Genomic DNA, 19,430 nt, shown 5'->3' with positions numbered 1-19,430 from the left:
AAAATAACAGTTATGAAAAAAGTAGCAATAATTTTAGCACTATTTGTAATTTCATTTGGTGCTTTAGCACAAGAAAAAAGTGATGTTAAACAAAGTGATTTAAAAGGTCCAGAATATAAAAATTTTAAATCATGGATGCATAAGCCTGTAGAAACTAGGGTATATTCGGCAACCACGGCTAACACCCTACAAGGGCCAGCATACAAAAACCAAAAGCCAGGTAAAACTACTGCAAATGTAGAACAGGCTTTGGTAACAACTTCAGGTAACGAACACCAAAAGTTAAAAGGTCCGGCTTACAAAAATTTCAATCACCACACTAGAAAGCCTAATTAAGGTTAAATTTTAAAAGGGGAAATCTTATCAAAATTTCCCCTTTTTTTATGCAATTTTCAACGTTTCTTTTTAAAAAGTAGCGGTTAATTTACCATCATAAAAAGACCATGCTTGGTTTTCTAAAATCACGGTTGCAGTTAAACTATTTGCACTAATAGCAGAAACAACCATTTGTCCACTACCTGCATTATAATCAACTGTTCCTTTTTTGTAAGTCCCTCTAATTGTGTAGGTACCTACTGCATTGACTGCTGATGCAGAAAAAAGCAAAGTATTATTACTGACGTCTTTGGCTACAATAGTGTAATCATTATTGGATTTTGTGGTTACTACACTTGTTGCAGTAAAACTTTCTGGCGCCGACCAAGCCTGAGTTGTAGCGTTATAAAAATTGAATTTAGCGGTTAAACTTCCTGCAACATTTGTAGAGATTGGATCTTCTTTATCGCAACCTATTGTAAACATTACTGCTACAAATAATAGCATAATTTTAAGTTGATTTTTCATGATTTTATTAGTTTGTTTTAAGTTTTAAAATTTAATTATTCATTGCTGCCCATTCTACATCATAATCTCCATTCGCTTTTTCTTTTGCTTTAATTTCTTGTAGGGCTTTGGTAAATGCTGCTGTTAAACCGTTTATATAAATCACTTTATTAGCCAAATCAGAAGGAGCAATTTTTTCATTTTTCTTTAAAGGAAATTTTGGTGCGCTCACACTACCTTTTAAATAATGAGTTTGATAAGTGTCACCCAAAATTGGAGCTATTAACTCGTAATCCATTACGGTTGTCATATAGGCAGAGCTTCCTTCAAAATTTAGTTTAAAATTTAAGCTCAATTTTAATAAAGCATTTACTCCTGTTTCAGTCATTACTTTGTGCTCTGTGGTGTTGTAAGCCATAGTTTCGGCCAATGGTCTTAAACCACTTAAACTTTTGGTGTTTTTGTAGGTCACAAAAAATTCGTCGTGAGTGTTTTCTTCGGGGGTAGTATTATATGGCGAAGCAGCTTTATAGGCTACAGAATTGGTAATTTTATCTAAATCAACAAGCTTAATTCCAAATTCTGTTACTAAAGCCCCAGTTATTTTACTGTACAATTGGTTTAAAACATCGTCCCAAACTTCTGTAGGAAATTGAGGGAATGATGCTGTTTTAGTAGTAGTTTCGTAACCACCACCTATTACATATTTAGTTTTTTGATCGTAAAACGCAGTGCTACCTTTTGCTGAAAAACTCATTACGCCTAAAGTTTTCATACTGTCAAAATTAGGACTGTTAATAGCACTAGATTTTGTTGCCACATATTCAGTTAGGCCTTCTTTTCCTTTTGCTTCTATCCCTTTACTAAATGTAGGTTTTACGGTTACGTTAACAAACATCCCATCATTAACCATCGAGAAATATTTTACCTCGGGATAAATTCCGGTAACATTAGTTGCAGATTCTTCTTTGGTTCTTGAAACTTGTATGTAGGCACCATTAAGACCCAAATTGGCTTCGGCGGCACCAGCCATGTTTCTAAACATTGCAGGCGGAATAACTATTTTCTTTTTTGGTAAAAAATAGCCTACTGCATACATTGTTTTAATTCCAATAATAGCACCGGTAAGCTGTACCAAAATTGGAGTTTTGGTATCCTCGGGCATATCTTCAAATTCTAAAACCACGTCTTTACTTAAATCTAAAGTAGCGTTTGAGGTTTGTCCGTTTACAGAAAGGAGTTTTATTTTTTGTGACGGAGGATTAAGAGTAAAAGAAGAATTCTGACCTTTATCAGTTGTAACCTCTACTTTTCTAGCCTTTTTATCTTTTGATAAGGCTGAATAAAATCCCATAGTAATATAATTTGCAGGTACTCCATCAACTTTAACCGAGCCGTCTATTTTGGTTGTCTTATAACTAGTTTTGCTGCTAAATCCTAAGTATATCATAGAACCTCCAGGTTCCCATCCTCCAAAAAAATCTTGTCCAATTTCTTGTACATCCTTAGAGTGTAAGTTTGAATTGAAGGTGGGCATGATGTTCACTGTTGTTAAATCATCAGTATTGCCTACCATACCCATTGCCCCGCCGCCTACTGCAAAAGCTGCTTTTGCCATTTTACCCACCACTTTATTCATTAAACCTGCACCAAAGCCTCCACCTTCTTTTTTAGGCGCATTGTCTTTAGGTTCTTCAGTTTTTGTACTGTCTTTTTTGCCCATCATGCCTTTAAGTTTCCCTAATTGAGCATAAGTGCAAAAGTTAAAAGTAAGCAGCATTGCTGTTACGTAAATAATTTTTTTGTTCATGGTTTTTTCTTTTTTGATTGATACATCAAAAAGACACAAAATGAGGTTCTTAAACCATACGAAGAACTGCGTATTTATTGTGTTAGAAGTAAATTAATTATTGCAGGTAATAAAATACAGTACCGGCTATTCGCTGTATCCCTCACTTCTGAGGTCGTTCGGGGATGCCGCTACTATCCGGCTTAGGAAGTAAATTTCTGCTATTTTAGAAGGGGTAATTATAAATTTGCTGTTAAATAAGCCTGTTTTTAGTAACAAGATCAACAGCATTTAATTTATTGTTTACTTGCAATTTTCTGTAAATGTTTTCGATGTGTTTACGAACGGTCTCGTAATTGATAAAAAGGTTAGTCGCAATCTGTTCGTAACTTAATCCGTTTTTTAAGTGTGTTAAAAGTTCTATTTCACGTTTTGTCAATCCATAATCTTTGGTTTCAGCGTTTTTAACCGGCAAAGGATTTCTCAATAAATTTAAAACTCTTAATGCAACACCTGCCGACATGGCCGCCCCGCCAGAAAGCGTTTCTATAATAGATTGGCGTAGGTTTTCCGAGCTTTCCTCTTTCAGTAAATACCCATTTGCACCAGCCATAATAGCTTAAAAAATGTTTTCATCATCATCAAAAGTGGTTAGCATGAGCACTTTTAGATGTGAGTATTTTTGTTTAATTAAAGCGGTTGCGTCTATGCCATCCATTCCGGGCATTTGAATGTCCATTAAAATTAAATCCGTTGGTTCTTTATAAATGTTAGCTAACAGTTCTTGGCCATTAAAAGCGGTCATACTTATTACAAAATCTTTAAACCCTGAAAGTTTATTTAAACAAGCTCTCAGTGCAAAGCGGTTATCTTCTGCTATGGCGATGGTGATAGGTATTTTATACATCTTACCAAACATCCTAAAATTTTCCTTTTCAGTAAATACGAATATCTACGTATTTATAACGTAAGTTTTATATCAAAGTGAGTACCTTTTCTAATTTCAGTACGGATTTCTACACTTCCATTAATATCAGCTACTCTGGCTTTTATATTTTTTAATCCATAACCTTCTGATTTAGCATTTAAATTAAAGCCAACACCATCATCACTTATAGAAATTAATAAAACGTTATCTTGCTGTTTTAATTCAATTAAAATCGTTGAAGCTTCAGCATATTTTATTGCATTGTTAAGTATTTCCTGTACTATTCTAAACATATTAACGGCTTGCTTAGAGCTTAATGTTATGTTGTCACTAAAATCAAAGGCCGTATTAAAAATTAAATTCTTCTTCACTAAGGAGGATTTGTTAATAAAGTTTAGGATTTTTAATTTTAAATCTTCCAAATAAATCACCTCAGAATTGAGTACCCATAAAGTATTTCTCAATTCTGAAATAGAGTCGTTACAACAGTTAGAAAGATCTTCGATTTTATGATCTACCGTTTCCCCTAAAGGAACTGATGAAGTTTTAAGTTCATCTAAAATTGAACGGAAAAAGGTGAGTTGTGCGCCAATGTTATCATGTACGTCTCTAGATATTTCTAATCGCTGCTCTTGTATTTTTTTTGTATTCTCTGTGATGCTTACTACATATTGAATTTCAAATTCGGTGTACATCATCATGGTTCTAACTGCAATTAACAGATAAACAAAAAGCATAAAAATTGGCATACCGATAAGATCCATGTTCATTGGTGGTACATCGTACCCTTTTATCAATACCAACATCAGAATTATAAAAATAAATACATTAACAAAAATGTAAAACACAAATTCTTTAGCCCAAGCCTTTTTTAGTTTGGTTTGAACATATAATTTCTCAGATTCACTTATTTTGAGTTTGCTTAAAAAAAACCAAGCTTTCACACAGTAGATAATGGTTAAAATAAGAGGAAATAAATTTGTGATTTCATAAAACAGGTGATGACCAGACATTACAGCTCCAAAGACTCTTTCTGCTTCTACATTGCTCACAAACAGTAGATAAATGCCATATGAAAATGAAATTGCTCCTGGTATGAAACTAAAAATAATTCCTTTTTTAACTTTATAACCAAGGAGACTTTTTACATAATACCAAATTGCCGGACCAAATAATAATGGGATAAAAAACCAAATAAATAGTATAGAAACTAATTTGTAATTACCAAAGTGTATAACAAACAAATTCATAATACAGGTAGAGATTACTGTAAAAAAAAAGACAGTAAAATACGCTAACCTAACTTTCAATTTTTCTCTTTTATTTAAGAGTGTTGGAAGTGCTAAAAGGAAAAGAATTAAGCAAACAGAGATATTTAGATATATTACAAAGGGCTCTTTATAAAGCATTGAAATGTGGAATAAAAACGTATTGGATACTTTGTTTAGATGCGGGAATTCGGGTTTTAAAACAGATGTAATAAATAATTTAACATTTAGATGATTCTGTTTTTACTAGCAACATCAACCGCACTAACTTTGTTGTTTACTTGCAATTTTCGGTAAATATTTTCGATATGTTTACGTACGGTGCCGTAACTGATAAAAAGGTTAGTCGCAATTTGTTCGTAGCTTAAACCATTTTTTAACTGTTTTAAAAGTTCTATTTCACGTTTGGTTAATCCGTAATCTTTGGTTTCAGCACTTTTTGACGGCAAAGGATTTCGTAATAAATTTAAAACCCTTAATGCTACACCCGCCGACATGGCAGCCCCGCCAGATAATTTTTCTATAATAGATTGACGAAGATTTTCTGTGTTTTCTTCTTTTAATAGATAACCGTTTGCACCAGCCATAATGGCTTTAAAAATGTTTTCATCATCATCAAAAGTGGTAAGCATTAACACTTTCAATTCTGGATGTTGTTTTTTAATTAATTCAGTAGCTTGAATGCCGTTCATCCCTGGCATCTGAATATCCATTAGCACTAAATCTATTTGATGTTTGTCAAAATTTTCTAAAAGTTCTTGACTGTTAAAAGCATTCATCACTACTTTAAACTCACGATGGGGGGGCAAGTTTATCCATACAAGCTTTTAAAGCAAAGCTGTTATCTTCGGCTATGGCAATGGTAATGGGCAATTTTATATTTTTATCAAACATCTTTATATTATTAGTTCAATACCATACGATAATCTACGTATATTTTTAAATGGGAATAGTTAAATAAATTTCTGTTCCTGAGCTAATTGCTGTATCAATATTGCAAGTGGCGTTCATGGTTTTAACCCTTACTTGTATATTTTTTAAACCGTAGCCCGCAAGTTTCGCATTTAAATCATAACCTTTACCATCGTCTTTAACAGAAACTATCAATTTATTTTGTTCAGCAACAAGTTTTACTTCTAGCGTATTGGCTTCAGCATGTTTAATGGCATTATTTACCAATTCCTGTATAATTCTAAACAAATTAGTGGCAATAATGGGTTCAATGCTATAATCTTTATCGCTTTGATTTACAATGCCAATATTAGGTTTACTACCATAATATGGTTTTAAATACTCCCTAAGTTTGACAACAAACTCTTCTAAACCAAACTCCTGCTGGTTAATTAACCAAACGGTACTTCTTAATTCTTTAATGGTATTTTGGGTAACCTGTTGCGTATGTTGTAATTGTTCGTTTTTGCTATCGGCATTTGCCATACTTTGAATAGAGCCGTTAATGAAACTGAGTTGCGCACCAATATTATCATGCAGTTCTCTAGAAATGCGAAGCTTTTCTTCTTGCATCCGATGTTTTTCGTCTAGTTTTCTCTTTTTATAATACTGAAATCCAGAGAATCCTAAAACCAATAAAACGATGATAGAAACTACTAAATAGATATTTTTCTGGCGTAGCTCTAAATTGTTAATCTCTTTCTCTTTAGCTAATAAGCTAATTTGCTGAAGCTGTTCTTTAGTTTTTAGCTTTTGAGCCTTAATTTCTGTTTTTTGTAAATTGATACTATAATCTCGGTTTGTAATTTTTCTAAAGCTCTTTGATTGAGTACTAAATCTTGATTATTCAAAGTAAGTTTTTGGATATTATTCTCCTTACCTAGAAGTACAATTTGTTGTTCTTTCTTTTGAGTTTCAAACTTGGTTAGCATTTCTGCAATAGCATCAGCACTTTGTTTCCTGTGTAAAGAATCACTCATCTCATAACTATCTCGCATATAAGGAAATGCTTCTTTCGTTTTCCCCAAACCATCTAAAACTTCTGCTAAGTTTGAACTAAACGCAATTTTCTCTTCTAAAGAGCCTTTCTGTTTACCGTAATCATAAGCTTTTTGAGCAAAGGGGAGTGCTTTTTCAAAATCGTTATTATTGATATAGATATACGCTAAATTATTTTCAATGATTTTTATATTAGCACTTCTATTATATTTTATGGCAAGCTGCAAAGCATCTTCATAAATTTTGATAGCAAGTTTTTGGTCGTTTTCTCTATTGGCAATTACTGCTAAATTAGTCAATGGGTTTATACTTAAAATCGGACGATTCATCCCTACGGCAATATCATAAGCTGCTTTGTAATTTTGTTTAGCCAAACCATATTGCTTTTGATTTTTATAAATGATGCCTAAATTATTGTATATGTTAGACATACCTAAAGAATCTTTTAACTCTTTTCTAATCGATAATCCTTTTTGATAATATTCTATCGCTTTACCAAATTGATTAGAAGATTCCATGCTAATACCCATTTGGAAATAACCTGATGAAAGTCTAGCTTGATCTCCCGCTTGCTCATATAGTTTAATAGCCTCTAAATTTAGGGAAGTTGCTTTGGCGTAATCGCCCATATCTAGTTTTAACCGGGAGTAATTAATTAGCATATTGCCGTACCTCACCTTATTATTTTTTACATAAGGCAAAGATTTTTGAACTGCTGCTTCGGCTTTTTTATACTCCTTTAAATCAGTTAAAATACCAACTAAATTAGAGTAAGCAATGCCAATATCTTCGTAAGATTTATTGAGCTCGTAAATTTTAATAGCTTTTAAATAATAGTTAACAGCTTTTTCATCTTCATAAGTATCAGAAAAAGCCAATCTAGCCAACTGTTGATAGTAAAAACCTTTATGTAACTCGTTCTTTTTAAAGGCATTGCTATCAATCAAAGCTAAAGTAGCTGCCGCTTTTTTATACTCTCGGTCGCCAATTTCTTTGGTTGCTTTATTGATAATGACTAGTTTATTATCAATATGCTGACCATTAGAATGATTGATAATTATAAATAGAACAAAAAGTAGCGTAAAAATTTGTTTCATTTAAGTGCGATATTCAAGTTTATGGATGTAGCAGTTAAAGCGTCAATAAATATATCTTATAAAAGTCATAAATTTAATTTAATTTCTTGATAATAAATTTAGTTGCAACACTATACTTTAAAAGATTAATAATTATGACAAACTGTAATAAAGCATTTTTTTCAATTTGATAATCCTTTATTTTAAATAGAATTGAAATTCTGAATACAAAAACTTTATGATTTTTAATGTAGTAACCTAGGCTTTTAAGCTAAAACTACCATAAAATAATTAACGACGGTGTTGGACTATTACTGTTTTAATATTGGACATAAAAACAAACGGCTATTCTGATGCAGAATAGCCGTTTTTCTCAATTGATTTTTGTTAATGTGGCCTCGACGAGAATCGAACTCATATCTAAAGTTTAGGAAACTTCTATTCTATCCGTTGAACTACGAGGCCTTTAATTTACCTAATCACACTCCCAGCTGCAAAATTTTCTTTAGGAGCCACAAAAGTAAGTTTTCCATCTGAATTTTCAGCCATTAAAATCATTCCTTGTGATAAGATTCCTTTAATCTCTCGTGGTTCAAGGTTTATTAAAATACTTACCTGCTGACCTACAATACTTTCAGGTTCAAAAAATTCTGCAATTCCAGAAACTACCGTTCGGTGGTCAATACCTGTATCAACAGTTAATTTCAACAATTTCTTTGTTTTAGCTACTTTTTGGGCACTTAAAATTGTTCCCGTTCGTATGTCTAAGCCAACAAAATCATCAAAAGTTACGTTTGTTTTTGCAGGTATAGCTTCAACTATAACATTGGCTAATGCCTCTTCTTTTTTAGCCACTAGTTTTGCTAATTGTCTTTCCACCTGCTCATCCTCTACTTTCTCAAATAATAAAGTAGCTGGTTTTAATTGATGTCCATCAGCAAAGAAAATCTCTTCATCATAACTTAAAATTTCTCTATCTAAATTCAACATCCCAAACATCTTTTTTGAAGAATGAGGTAAAAATGCTTGAGAAAGTGTTGCTAAATGTGCTATAATGTGTAAACAGTTTTGTAAAACTTCTCTGGCGGCTTCTGGGCTTTCTTTAAAAGTTTTCCAAGGCTCATTTTCTGTTAAATACCTATTTCCTAAGCGGGCAACATCCATTACAGATGCAATAGCACTTCTAAATTTAAAATCTTTTAAATAAGCTTCAACATCATCATAAGCTTGGCCAATTTGTTTGTAAACAGCTTCATCTTTTAAAGTTTGAGCGCCCAAAGTTTTACCGTCGTAATATTTGTGCATTAAAATCATTACGCGGTTAATAAAATTACCTAAAATGGCAACCAATTCGTTATTCACTCTAGCTTGGTAATCTTTCCAAGTAAATTCACTATCGCTAGTTTCGGGCATAATAGACGTCAAAACATAACGTAATTCATCCTGCTTACTTGGAAACTCTTCTAAATACTCATGCAGCCAAACCGCATGATTTCTTGAGGTAGATAGCTTATCGCCCTCTAAATTTAAAAACTCATTTGCAGGTACATGGGTTGGCAAAATATAATCGCCATGAGCATGTAAAATAGAAGGGAATGTAATACAATGAAAAACTATATTATCTTTCCCAATAAAATGAATTAAACAGGAATTATCAGCTTCGTTTTCTTGTTTTTTCCAGTAAAGCTGCCAATCTTTATGATGATCAATTGCCCACTGTTTAGTTGCAGAAATATAACCTATTGGTGCATCCATCCATACATAAAGTTTCTTTCCTTCAGCTTCCATTAAAGGCACATCAATACCCCAGTCTAAATCACGCGTCATAGAGCGAGGTTGTAAACCTTGCTTTAACCAAGAACTACATTGGCCATAAACGTTAGTTTTCCAAATAGCCTTTTTGCCTTCTAAAAGCCATTCTTCTAACCAAGGCTGATACTTATCTAAAGGCAAATACCAATGTTTAGTAGGTTTCAAAACCGGAAAGTTTCCACTTAAAGTTGAACGAGGATTTACTAAATCTGTTGGGCTAAGCGAAGTCCCACATTTCTCGCATTGGTCGCCATAAGCGTTATCATTTCCACAGTTTGGGCAAGTACCAATAATATATCTATCAGCTAAAAATTGCTGATATTCTTCATCGTAGTATTGGTCAGAAAACTTTTCTATAAACTCATCTTTTTCGTATAAATTCAAGAAAAACTCTTTAGACAAATCATGGTGAATTGGCGAAGATGTACGGTGGTAAATATCAAAAGCTATCCCAAAATCTTCAAAACTTTTTTTTATTTGACCATGATATTGATCAATAATAGCTTGTGGTGTTGTGCCTTCTTTTTTTGCTTTAATAGTGATAGCTGCACCATGCTCATCAGACCCGCAAACGTAAACAACATCCTTTTTTTGCAAGCGTAAATGTCTTACATAAATATCGGCTGGTAAATATGCGCCTGCTAAATGCCCAATATGTAATGGTCCGTTTGCATAAGGCAAAGCAGATGTGATGGTATATCTTTTATAATTTTTATCAGTCAAAGCGAAATTATATTGTTGTTTTATTAATTTGCGAAGATAATTGATATTATTGTAAAGCGTGTGTAATTGATTAAAAAGAAGATGCGCTTTAATTAAAAAAAATGAACCAACCCCCATATTTAAAAAAAGGAGATAAAATAGCCATTACCTGTCCTGCTAAAATATTAAAAGCACCAATTACGGATGCTATAAAATTGTTAGAGTCTTGGGGATTAGAAGTTGTTTTAGGCAAAACAATTGATGCAGTACACCATCAGTTTTCTGGAACGGATGATGTACGAGCTGCAGATATGCAAGATTTCATTAATAATGAAAGCATAAAAGCAATCATTGCTGCCAGAGGAGGTTATGGCTGCATTAGAATTATTGATAAAATTGATTGGACTCCTTTAGTCTTAAATCCAAAATGGATAATTGGTTTTAGCGATATTACTGTTTTTCACATGCAGTTGCAAGCAATGAGTTTGCAAAGTTTACACGCTCAAATGCCTTCAACCGTTAAAGAAAGTTCAAAAGAAAGTTTAGAAACTTTAAGAAAGGCTTTATTTGGCGAAAGTTTTAAATACATATTTAAATACCATAAAGACAATAAGCTAGGAACAGCAAGCGGTGAATTAATAGGTGGCAACTTAACTTTATTAACTGCATGCATAAATGCTGTTAATGATTTAGATTATACCAATAAGATATTATTTATAGAAGACATAGGCGAATATCCTTACGTAATTGACCGCATGATTAGAACTTTAGACAGAGCAGATAAGTTTAAAAACTTAAAAGGATTGATAGTTGGTGGCTTTACAGATATTAAGCATAACGAACCATCCTTTGGTTACACGATAAATGAAATTATAAATACGGTTATTGAAAAGTATGATTTCCCAGTGTGTTTTAATTTTCCTGCTGGACATATTTCTGATAACAAAGCATTAATTTTTGGTAAGCAGGTGGAGATGAAAATAGGATCTGAAGAATCGGAAATTTATTACTTGTAATTTAAATTGCAATAATTTCTTTTTTCTTTTTAGTTTTTAATCTTTTTGGAATACTATTTAAAATTTCTTGTTCAAGTGCATCAATCATTCTTTTTTTGATGAAATTTTTGTGTGTAACAATGCTTATTTCTCTGCTTGGTTCTGGGCTTTTAAAATAACGTAGTTTATCCATTTGTTTAACAGAAAAATCTTGAATAGCTAACTCAGGTAAAATGGTAATGCCATCATTTAAATCAACCATTTTAATTAATGTTTCTATACTTCCTGTATTATAATCTAATTGTACATGGTTTGATTTGGTATGTTTACAGATGTTAAGCACTTGATTTCTCATACAATGTCCTTCATTTAAGAGCCATAAATTATCTACATCTAAATCATTTGTGGTGATATTTTTCTTTTTATAAGCGGGACTATTTTTAGATAAATAGCTTACAAAATTTTCGTAAAATATGGGTCTTTCTGTTAAATAATTCTCTTCTAACGGTGTTGCTAAAATGCCACAATCTAACAAACCTACTTTTAATTGGCTTATTATAGTTTCTGTAGTTAATTCAGAAACTACTAGTCTTATTTTAGGATACTTCTCTAAAAAACCGCCAATTACCCGTGGAATTAAATATGGCGCAACTGTTGGTATAACTCCTAATTTTAGTTCGCCACTAATTTCTCCTTTACGTTCTTCAATAATATCTTTTATCTTGTAGCTTTCTTGCAATAAAATTCTAGCTTGTTCAATCACTTCTATACCAATTTCTGTAGGTGTAATTGGTTGTCTTGATCTATCAAACAGTTTTACGCCCAAAAGTTCTTCTAACTTCTGGATTTGCATACTTAAAGTAGGTTGCGTTACAAAACATTTTTCGGCGGCTGTTACAAAACTTCTGTAAGTATCTACAGCTACAGCATATTCTAATTGAACTATAGTCATGATGTAAAATAGATAAATTCTATAAAATTCAAGAAAATTATCATAAATAAAAAAGAGGCGAAAGCCTCTTTTTTATTCTACTGTAACAGATTTTGCTAAGTTTCTGGGTTGATCTACGTTACAACCTCTTAAAACGGCAATATGATAGGATAAAAGTTGCAATGGAATTGTTGCTAACAGTGGCAAAAAAGCCTCATCGCTAGCAGGTATTTCAATACTATAATCAGCCATTTTAACAACATCTGTATCACCTTCAGTAACAATAGCTACAACTATTCCTTTTCTTGCTTTAACTTCTTGTATGTTAGATATTACCTTTTCGTAAGATGAATTTTTAGTAGCAATAACAATAACAGGCATTTCTTCATCAATTAAAGCAATAGGCCCATGTTTCATTTCTGCTGCTGGGTAACCTTCTGCATGTATGTAAGAAATCTCCTTTAACTTCAAAGCCCCTTCTAAAGCCACAGGAAAACCGCTTCCTCTACCTAAAAATAATGCGTTTCTAGAATCTTTAAATTTTTCTGCTATTTCTAAAATCAGTTTATCAGACTCTAAAGCCTTTTCTACCAAACTAGGTATGCGCTCTAACTCACTCAATAATGCAATTAATTTTGTTTTAGGTAATGTTCCTTTTACTTCGGCCATGTAAAAAGCCATTAAGGTAAGTGCTGTTACTTGTGCAGTAAAAGCTTTTGTAGATGCAACACCAATTTCTGGCCCAGCGTGAGTGTACATACCAGCATCTGATAAACGAGGAATAGAAGCACCAACTACATTACAGATACCAAATATTGTAGCACCTTTACTTTTAGCCATCTCAATTGCGGCCATGGTATCTGCAGTTTCGCCAGATTGAGAAATAGCAATTACGATATCATTTTCACTAATAATTGGGTTTCTATATCTAAATTCAGATGCATATTCTACCTCTACAGGTATTCTTGCATACTCTTCTATTAAATACTCTCCAACTAAACCTGCATGCCAAGAGGTTCCGCAGGCAACAATAATTATTCTATGGGCGTTTTTGAATTTCTCGGCATACTCTTTAATACCACCTAATTGAATTTTACCTTCTAAAGGATAAATACGACCACGCATACAATCGTTTATAGATCTTGGTTGCTCGTAAATTTCTTTTAACATAAAATGCTCATAACCGCCTTTTTCTAACATTTCTAGTTTAATTTCTAGTTGTTGTACGTAAGGTGTCTTTACTGTATTATCAATGGTTCTAATAGTGAGCTCATTGGTTTTTAAGTAAGCAATTTCATTATCATTTAAGTAGATTACATTTTTAGTGTATTCTACAATTGGGGTAGCATCAGAAGCTATAAAGTATTCTTTTTCGCCCACACCAATAACTAATGGACTTCCCTTTCTTGCTGCTATCAGCATTTCCGGGTCTTCTTTACTCATGATAACTATCGCGTAAGCACCAACAACTTCTTTCAAAGCTTCTCTTACAGCTTGTTGTAAGTCAATTTTGGCCTCTTTTTGTATATCTTCAATTAAATGAATCAATACCTCCGTATCGGTATCGCTATTAAAAATATGACCTCTACTAATTAACTCCTCTTTTAAAGGGCCATAATTTTCGATGATACCATTATGAATAATAGCTAAATTACCGTTACCAGACTCGTGAGGATGGGAGTTTCTGTCTGAAGGAGCACCGTGGGTAGCCCAACGAGTATGTCCCATACCAATAGATCCAGAAGAATCTTTCCCGATTACAAAATTTTCTAATTCGGCTACTTTACCAGCCTTTTTGTAAATATTTAATTTTGAAGAATGATCTAACAAAGCAACACCAGCGCTGTCATAACCGCGGTATTCTAAACGTTGTAAACCTTTAATAACAATGGGATAGGCCTCTCTAAAGCCTATATAACCAACTATTCCACACATAAAAAAAACTATATTTTGAAGACGGTGGCAAATCTACAAAATATAGTTTCATTAATGTAAAAACCTATGATTTACTTTTGGTCTGTGTAAAATATTTTAAGTTTCACTTTATAATCGGGGTTTGTAGCACCACCCACAACAGATCTTCTTAAAGTGTTAAATACAGAACCTGGTCTAGTGATATCTGAAGGACTTATAAATGTACCGTAATTAACTGTTCTGCCTCTTAACAAATCTTGTATGTACCCTGTTACATTAACTGAATAGCTTTTTGTGGTGGGGCTATAAAAACCTCCAACAAAACCAGCTCCAATATATCTTGGATCATTCGGTGTTTCATCAGCTATTAACTGTGGCCTGTTTGCAATATCCCATCTATATACTCTTAATCCTGCTATTGGACCATAAGGTATTTCTGTTCCGTTTTTAACGGTGAAAATTAATTCGGCTCTGTTAATAGTTAAATTAGTAGCTAAAGCTTTTAATTTAGCTAAATTTGGAAACTCAACCTTAACCTGTGTACCTCCTAATCCGCTAAAATACAACAAATCGTTACTTCTATTCGTAGATTGCAGCTCGGTTTGAACCGCTGTGCCTGTTAAATCCCAGTTTAATTCTGTTGCTGCATAACCAGAACCACCGTTAACAGCAAAAGTATTTACTAATGTATCTCTACCACTAGTTGTACTATTTTTTTTATAGAAAACATCTAATCTAGAGGCACCATTTGTAAATGTATCAAATGAAAACAAACCACCTCTGTTTGTTATTGTGGTTTTATTTACAGAAATGTACAGACCTTTAAAAATATTATTAAATGCGGTGTTTGATATCTTACTTAAAGAATCTAAACCTATAATATTATTGATAATAAAATTGGGGTCTAACTTAATTCTTAACTGTCCAGGCACTCTTTTTATAGTATCTCTTTTACCAACAACAATATCTTGCAAAGTGATGCTATCTCTATAAGCCGCACTAATTGTTTTAGTGGCTAACAGAGTAGAGTTTACTTGCCATTGTTTATTAGCATAATAAGTTCTTGGATTTACATTATAAATTAACTCATTTAACTGCCTTACTTCAATAGTGTAACTTGTACCAACACTATCGCCATAAAAATCTGCATAAGGCAAAACTAAAACAGCCGAATCTAATGTTGGTGCCGTACCAAAAGTATAATTTACTGAAGGCATGATTATACCTAATGCCATACTTGCGGTTGTTTTGCCAAAAATAGGGTCATTAAAATAACCTAAAACACTTCTATCCGTAAAGTTGCCCATTACACTATCTTGCTTCTGTAGTTTTGTTATTAATGTAGTAGTATCAACAACAGCGCTATTTAGTGAAAAATTAGGATCAAGATCTAAACCTACACCTGATGGATTTTCACAACCCGCAAAAACAAAAAGACTTACTAACAAGGTTAATAAGTCTGATTTTTTAAATCTCATATATTTTATTGAAAATTTTTATTATGCAACAGATACTAATACATCAGCAGCAATTTCTTGGTAAAAATTGTAATAATTTTCCATATCTGAAGTAGCAGAGTACTCTAAAACGGTTTTATCTGCCTTTTTAACAAAGTTTAACAAATCTTCGTCCACATTTTCGTCGCCTATTACAACAGCATCTGAATATTGAATAGCTGCTTTATTTAAACCTGTATGGGTTGCATCAGCATAATCTTCGGTATCCTTAACATCCATGCCTTTCATAACAGCTTTTTTAGCAAAAGCATCTCCTAAAGAACTCGTAAATGTTGTATCATAAACAGAATATACAACTTTACAATCTTTAAAAGTAGGATCGTCTTTGTAATTTGTTTTTAAATAAGCAGGAACTAATGCACTCATCCATCCATGACAATGAACAATATCTGGAGCCCAACCTAATTTCTTAACTGTTTCTAAAGCACCTTTACAAAAGAAAATTGTACGCTCATCATTGTCTGCATAAAATTTGCCTTTTGCATCATTAAAAACATGTTTTCTGTGGAAGTAATCTTCGTTATCTAAGAAGTAAACTTGCATTCTAGCAGAAGGAATTGAAGCAACCTTAATAATTAAAGGATTATCATTTTCTCCTATGATGATATTCATACCAGATAAACGTATAACTTCATGAAGTCTGTTTCTTCTTTCGTTAATGTTACCAAAACGAGGCATTAAGATCCTTATTTCGAATCCTTTTTCTTGCATTGCTTGAGGTAAATTTCTGGTAATCTTTGAAATACTTGTTAAATCTAGAAATGGCGACATTTCATGTGTGATAAACAAAAGCTTGGTTTTTCCCATCTCCTAATCTTTGATAAGTTTTTGTTAAGAAGTTTTTTTTTAAAGTGCAAATATAACAATAATCTTGCACAATTACAATCTTTTACGTAAATGCCCATTGCATATTAGGAACTAAATACTCACATTTGCCCCCTTAAATTTATTTTTTTGAAAAGCTTTAAAACCAAAGATAGCCTGAAGAATTATTTACAATCCTTAAAAAAAGGAAATGTAAAAATTGGACTTGTACCAACTATGGGGGCTTTACACCAAGGTCATGTTTCATTAATTGAGGTATCAAAAAAACATTGTGATATTACCATAGCTACAATTTTTGTAAACCCTACACAGTTTAATAATGTTGATGATTTATTAAAATATCCCAAACCTATTAACCAAGACCAAAAAATATTAGAGGCGGCTGGTTGCGATATTCTTTTTAACCCAGAAACACGTGAAATGTATGATGATCCTGAGGTTTGGGATTATGAGGTAGGAGAGCTTAATACTGTTTTAGAAGGTTACTTTAGACCTGGACATTATAAAGGCGTTACACAAATTGTTTATAAATTATTTAATTTGGTTAAACCTGATTTGGCATTTTTTGGACAAAAAGATTATCAGCAGTTTTTAGTAATAAAAAAAATGACTGAAGACTTTAATTTAGGAATTAAGCTTTACGCTTGCCCAATAATTAGAGAAACTGATGGCTTAGCAATGAGTTCTAGAAACATTAGGCTTAGCCCTACTGAAAGAATAGCTGCTTTACAAATATCTAAATCTTTATATTTTACAAAGAAAAATTATACAGTAATGCCAATTGCAGATTTAAAAGAAAAAGCACTTAAATTTTATACTAACAATAGTTTACTAAATTTGGAATATTTTGAGATTGTAAGTAATGATGGTTTAAAACCACTAAGTAACAAAAAAAATGCAATAGCTTTAGTAGCTTGTACTGTGGGCAATACTAGACTTATTGATAATATGATGCTTGATTAACAATGTTTCTAAATTCTATTTTTAAATTTGCGGTATGGTTATAGAAGTTTTAAAATCTAAAATTCATAGGGTAAAAGTTACCCAGTCTGAACTTAATTATGTAGGTAGCATTACTATTGACGAGGATTTGTTAGACGCTGCAAACATGATTCCTAACGAAAAAGTGCAGGTGGTTAATAATAATAATGGCGCAAGGTTTGAAACTTACATCATTAAAGGAGAAAGAGGTACAGGCACCATATGTTTAAATGGCTCCTGCGCTAGGTTGGCTCAAATAGGTGATATAGTTATTATAGTTACCTATGCACATTTAGAATTTGAAGAAGCTAAAAAATATCAACCTATTTTAGTTTTTCCAGACGAGAACAACAAACTTATTAAGTAAACTATTGAAAAAAAAACTATTACCTGCTTTTAAATATCTCCTTTTTTTATTAGCAGGGATAGCTATTATATATTACCTATTTAAAGCATATTATACCCCAGCTTTTATACAAGATTTAAAAAGCGTAAGCATATTTTGGGTTTTAATATCTACAATTGCTGTTACTATAGCCAATATTTTCAGAACGTTGAGATGGCAATTGATGATTACTCCATTAGAATATCGTAAACCAAAATTTATTCAAGTATTTAACGCGTTAATGGTAGGCTATTTGGTTAATTTGGCATTACCAAGAGCAGGTGAATTAGCCAGATGTGCATTTTTAGCTAAGAAGGAAAAAATGAATACCGTTTCATTAATTGGAAGTGTAATAGCCGAACGCATTTTTGACCTTTTAATGCTGATCCTGATTGTTTTCATATCAATATTTCTTTATGCTGATATAATTTCAAGCTTTTTAAAACCTATAAATTTTGCCCTTATCTTAAATAATAATTTACCGCTGCTTATCTTATTGTCAATCTGTTTTACCTTATTTATTTTCCTTTTTCTTAAACTTTCAAAAGCTAAAAATCCATTTTTTTTAAAAATTATTGGATTATTAATGAAATTGAAAGATGGATTATTATCAGTTAAAGACATTAAACAGCCTAAATTATTTATGCTGTACACTTTTCTGATTTGGTTTTTTTACCTATTAGCAACTTATTTAGGATTTATGATGCTCAAAGAAACTTCAAATCTAGATTTCTCAACATCTATTTTAACTTTAGTAGCCGGTAGTTTTGGTATGATAGCCCCCATACAAGGTGGTATTGGGGCTTATCATTTTATGGTTTCACAATGTTTAGTTTTACTGGGAATTGGTGGTACAGCAGCATTGGTGTATGCTACTATTTTGCATGCATCACAAACTATAACTGTTGTGGTGTTAGGTTTTTTAGCGTTGATGCCTAAAATTGGAAAGAAGCAATAATTTATTTTACTCTTTTTGTATTATCTTTTGCAAAAGCTTCCCAACCGCTGTAGCTTTTGCCTTTACCGGCAGTACTAATTTTTTGAAAAGAATGGCAAACCGCTACTCCTAACCCATCTGTTGCATCTAAAAATTCGGGTGTTTCTGTAAATTTCAATAACTGCTTAAGCATTGCTGCAAGTTGCTCTTTTGTTGCGTTACCATTACCTGTAATAGATTGTTTTATCTTTTTTGGCGAATATTCAAAAATTGGTAAACCTTTTGCCAAGCCTGCTGCCATTGCTACACCTTGCGCCCTGCCTAGTTTCAACATTACTTGTATATTTTTTCCGTAAAAAGGGGCTTCTAAAGCAATGCAATCTGGGTTGTACTGCTCTATTAAGCTAGTTGTTCTTTCAAAAATGCGCTGAAGTTTTAAAAAATGATCATCTAGATGATTCATTTTAACCACCCCTAAACTTATTAATTCAATTTTATTACCGGTTTCTTTAATCAAACCATAACCCATTACAACAGTACCTGGGTCTATCCCCAAAATTATACGTTCTTTGGATTTTTCTATTAACATGGTAGCAAT

Annotated in this window: 19 protein-coding genes and 1 tRNA gene; 5 read left to right on the top strand and 15 right to left on the bottom strand. The window is 32.4% G+C overall.

Features of this window, described 5'->3' with window-relative positions; translation table 11 throughout:
* Nucleotides 1–12 precede the first annotated feature (12 nt).
* The gene (locus tag ACFSSE_RS02300; RefSeq protein WP_379040715.1) at nucleotides 13–336 is read left to right on the top strand and encodes a hypothetical protein; all 324 of its coding nucleotides are present in this window, start codon (nucleotides 13–15) and stop codon (nucleotides 334–336) included.
* A gap of 69 nt (nucleotides 337–405) precedes the next feature.
* Here the strand turns inward: ACFSSE_RS02300 and ACFSSE_RS02295 are convergent, their stop codons facing one another.
* The 10 genes from ACFSSE_RS02295 to metG all read right to left on the bottom strand — a co-directional run bounded on the left by ACFSSE_RS02295 (nucleotide 406) and on the right by metG (nucleotide 10,368).
* Nucleotides 406–843, bottom strand: coding sequence for a hypothetical protein (locus tag ACFSSE_RS02295; protein ID WP_379040716.1), 438 nt, complete (start codon nucleotides 841–843; stop codon nucleotides 406–408).
* Between the two features lie 31 nt (nucleotides 844–874).
* Complete coding sequence (locus ACFSSE_RS02290) at nucleotides 875–2,632, bottom strand: hypothetical protein (protein ID WP_379040717.1); 1,758 nt, start codon at nucleotides 2,630–2,632, stop codon at nucleotides 875–877.
* Between the two features lie 232 nt (nucleotides 2,633–2,864).
* Entirely contained in the window at nucleotides 2,865–3,224 is a 360-nt protein-coding gene (locus ACFSSE_RS02285) for a helix-turn-helix transcriptional regulator (protein WP_379040718.1), read from the bottom strand.
* A gap of 6 nt (nucleotides 3,225–3,230) precedes the next feature.
* Nucleotides 3,231–3,518 carry a response regulator gene (locus tag ACFSSE_RS02280; RefSeq protein ID WP_379040720.1) on the bottom strand — a complete coding sequence of 96 codons (288 nt, stop codon included), beginning with the start codon at nucleotides 3,516–3,518 and terminating at the stop codon, nucleotides 3,231–3,233.
* 53 nt (nucleotides 3,519–3,571) lie between these two features.
* A complete protein-coding gene (locus ACFSSE_RS02275; RefSeq protein WP_379100686.1) occupies nucleotides 3,572–4,948 on the bottom strand; it encodes a sensor histidine kinase in 1,377 nt (458 codons plus the stop codon).
* A gap of 86 nt (nucleotides 4,949–5,034) precedes the next feature.
* A complete protein-coding gene (locus tag ACFSSE_RS02270) occupies nucleotides 5,035–5,616 on the bottom strand; it encodes a response regulator transcription factor (RefSeq protein WP_379100683.1) in 582 nt (193 codons plus the stop codon).
* A gap of 130 nt (nucleotides 5,617–5,746) precedes the next feature.
* Nucleotides 5,747–6,331, bottom strand: a complete 585-nt coding sequence (locus ACFSSE_RS02265) for a sensor histidine kinase (protein ID WP_379040724.1) — start codon at nucleotides 6,329–6,331, stop codon at nucleotides 5,747–5,749.
* 173 nt (nucleotides 6,332–6,504) lie between these two features.
* Nucleotides 6,505–7,854, bottom strand: a complete 1,350-nt coding sequence (locus ACFSSE_RS02260) for a tetratricopeptide repeat protein (protein WP_379040726.1) — start codon at nucleotides 7,852–7,854, stop codon at nucleotides 6,505–6,507.
* Between the two features lie 372 nt (nucleotides 7,855–8,226).
* A tRNA-Arg gene (locus tag ACFSSE_RS02255) sits at nucleotides 8,227–8,298 on the bottom strand.
* A gap of 6 nt (nucleotides 8,299–8,304) precedes the next feature.
* The gene (gene metG / locus ACFSSE_RS02250; RefSeq protein ID WP_379040727.1) at nucleotides 8,305–10,368 is read right to left on the bottom strand and encodes a methionine--tRNA ligase; all 2,064 of its coding nucleotides are present in this window, start codon (nucleotides 10,366–10,368) and stop codon (nucleotides 8,305–8,307) included.
* A 101-nt stretch (nucleotides 10,369–10,469) separates the two neighbouring features.
* On the opposite strand from metG, the gene ACFSSE_RS02245 reads away from it, so the two are divergent.
* Entirely contained in the window at nucleotides 10,470–11,363 is an 894-nt protein-coding gene (locus ACFSSE_RS02245) for a S66 peptidase family protein (protein WP_379040728.1), read from the top strand.
* Nucleotide 11,364: 1 nt separating this feature from the next.
* Here the strand turns inward: ACFSSE_RS02245 and ACFSSE_RS02240 are convergent, their stop codons facing one another.
* From ACFSSE_RS02240 to ACFSSE_RS02225, 4 genes are all read right to left on the bottom strand, one after another.
* Entirely contained in the window at nucleotides 11,365–12,294 is a 930-nt protein-coding gene (locus tag ACFSSE_RS02240; protein ID WP_379040729.1) for a hydrogen peroxide-inducible genes activator, read from the bottom strand.
* Nucleotides 12,295–12,366: 72 nt separating this feature from the next.
* Entirely contained in the window at nucleotides 12,367–14,208 is a 1,842-nt protein-coding gene (gene glmS, locus ACFSSE_RS02235; protein ID WP_379040730.1) for a glutamine--fructose-6-phosphate transaminase (isomerizing), read from the bottom strand.
* Nucleotides 14,209–14,279: 71 nt separating this feature from the next.
* Entirely contained in the window at nucleotides 14,280–15,665 is a 1,386-nt protein-coding gene (locus tag ACFSSE_RS02230) for a DUF4270 domain-containing protein (protein ID WP_379040731.1), read from the bottom strand.
* A gap of 21 nt (nucleotides 15,666–15,686) precedes the next feature.
* A complete protein-coding gene (locus ACFSSE_RS02225; RefSeq protein ID WP_379040732.1) occupies nucleotides 15,687–16,511 on the bottom strand; it encodes a glycogen/starch synthase in 825 nt (274 codons plus the stop codon).
* Nucleotides 16,512–16,658: 147 nt separating this feature from the next.
* Here ACFSSE_RS02225 and panC point away from each other — a divergent pair, with 147 nt between their 5' ends.
* From panC to ACFSSE_RS02210, 3 genes are read left to right on the top strand one after another with little or no spacing between them, the layout of a single operon-like run.
* Nucleotides 16,659–17,492 (top strand): pantoate--beta-alanine ligase, encoded by an 834-nt coding sequence (gene panC, locus ACFSSE_RS02220; protein WP_379040733.1) that lies wholly within the window; start codon nucleotides 16,659–16,661, stop codon nucleotides 17,490–17,492.
* A gap of 34 nt (nucleotides 17,493–17,526) precedes the next feature.
* Entirely contained in the window at nucleotides 17,527–17,877 is a 351-nt protein-coding gene (panD, locus tag ACFSSE_RS02215; RefSeq protein ID WP_379040735.1) for an aspartate 1-decarboxylase, read from the top strand.
* 4 nt (nucleotides 17,878–17,881) lie between these two features.
* Nucleotides 17,882–18,853 carry a lysylphosphatidylglycerol synthase transmembrane domain-containing protein gene (locus ACFSSE_RS02210; RefSeq protein WP_379040736.1) on the top strand — a complete coding sequence of 324 codons (972 nt, stop codon included), beginning with the start codon at nucleotides 17,882–17,884 and terminating at the stop codon, nucleotides 18,851–18,853.
* Nucleotide 18,854: 1 nt separating this feature from the next.
* Here the strand turns inward: ACFSSE_RS02210 and ruvC are convergent, their stop codons facing one another.
* Entirely contained in the window at nucleotides 18,855–19,421 is a 567-nt protein-coding gene (gene ruvC, locus ACFSSE_RS02205) for a crossover junction endodeoxyribonuclease RuvC (protein ID WP_379040996.1), read from the bottom strand.
* Between the last annotated feature and the right edge of the window lie 9 nt (nucleotides 19,422–19,430).

Source organism: Pedobacter alpinus (assembly GCF_042684645.1).
In the GTDB taxonomy this organism is placed as follows: Bacteria; Bacteroidota; Bacteroidia; order Sphingobacteriales; family Sphingobacteriaceae; genus Pseudopedobacter; species Pseudopedobacter alpinus.
This window is presented reverse-complemented; position numbering and strand designations above follow the sequence as displayed.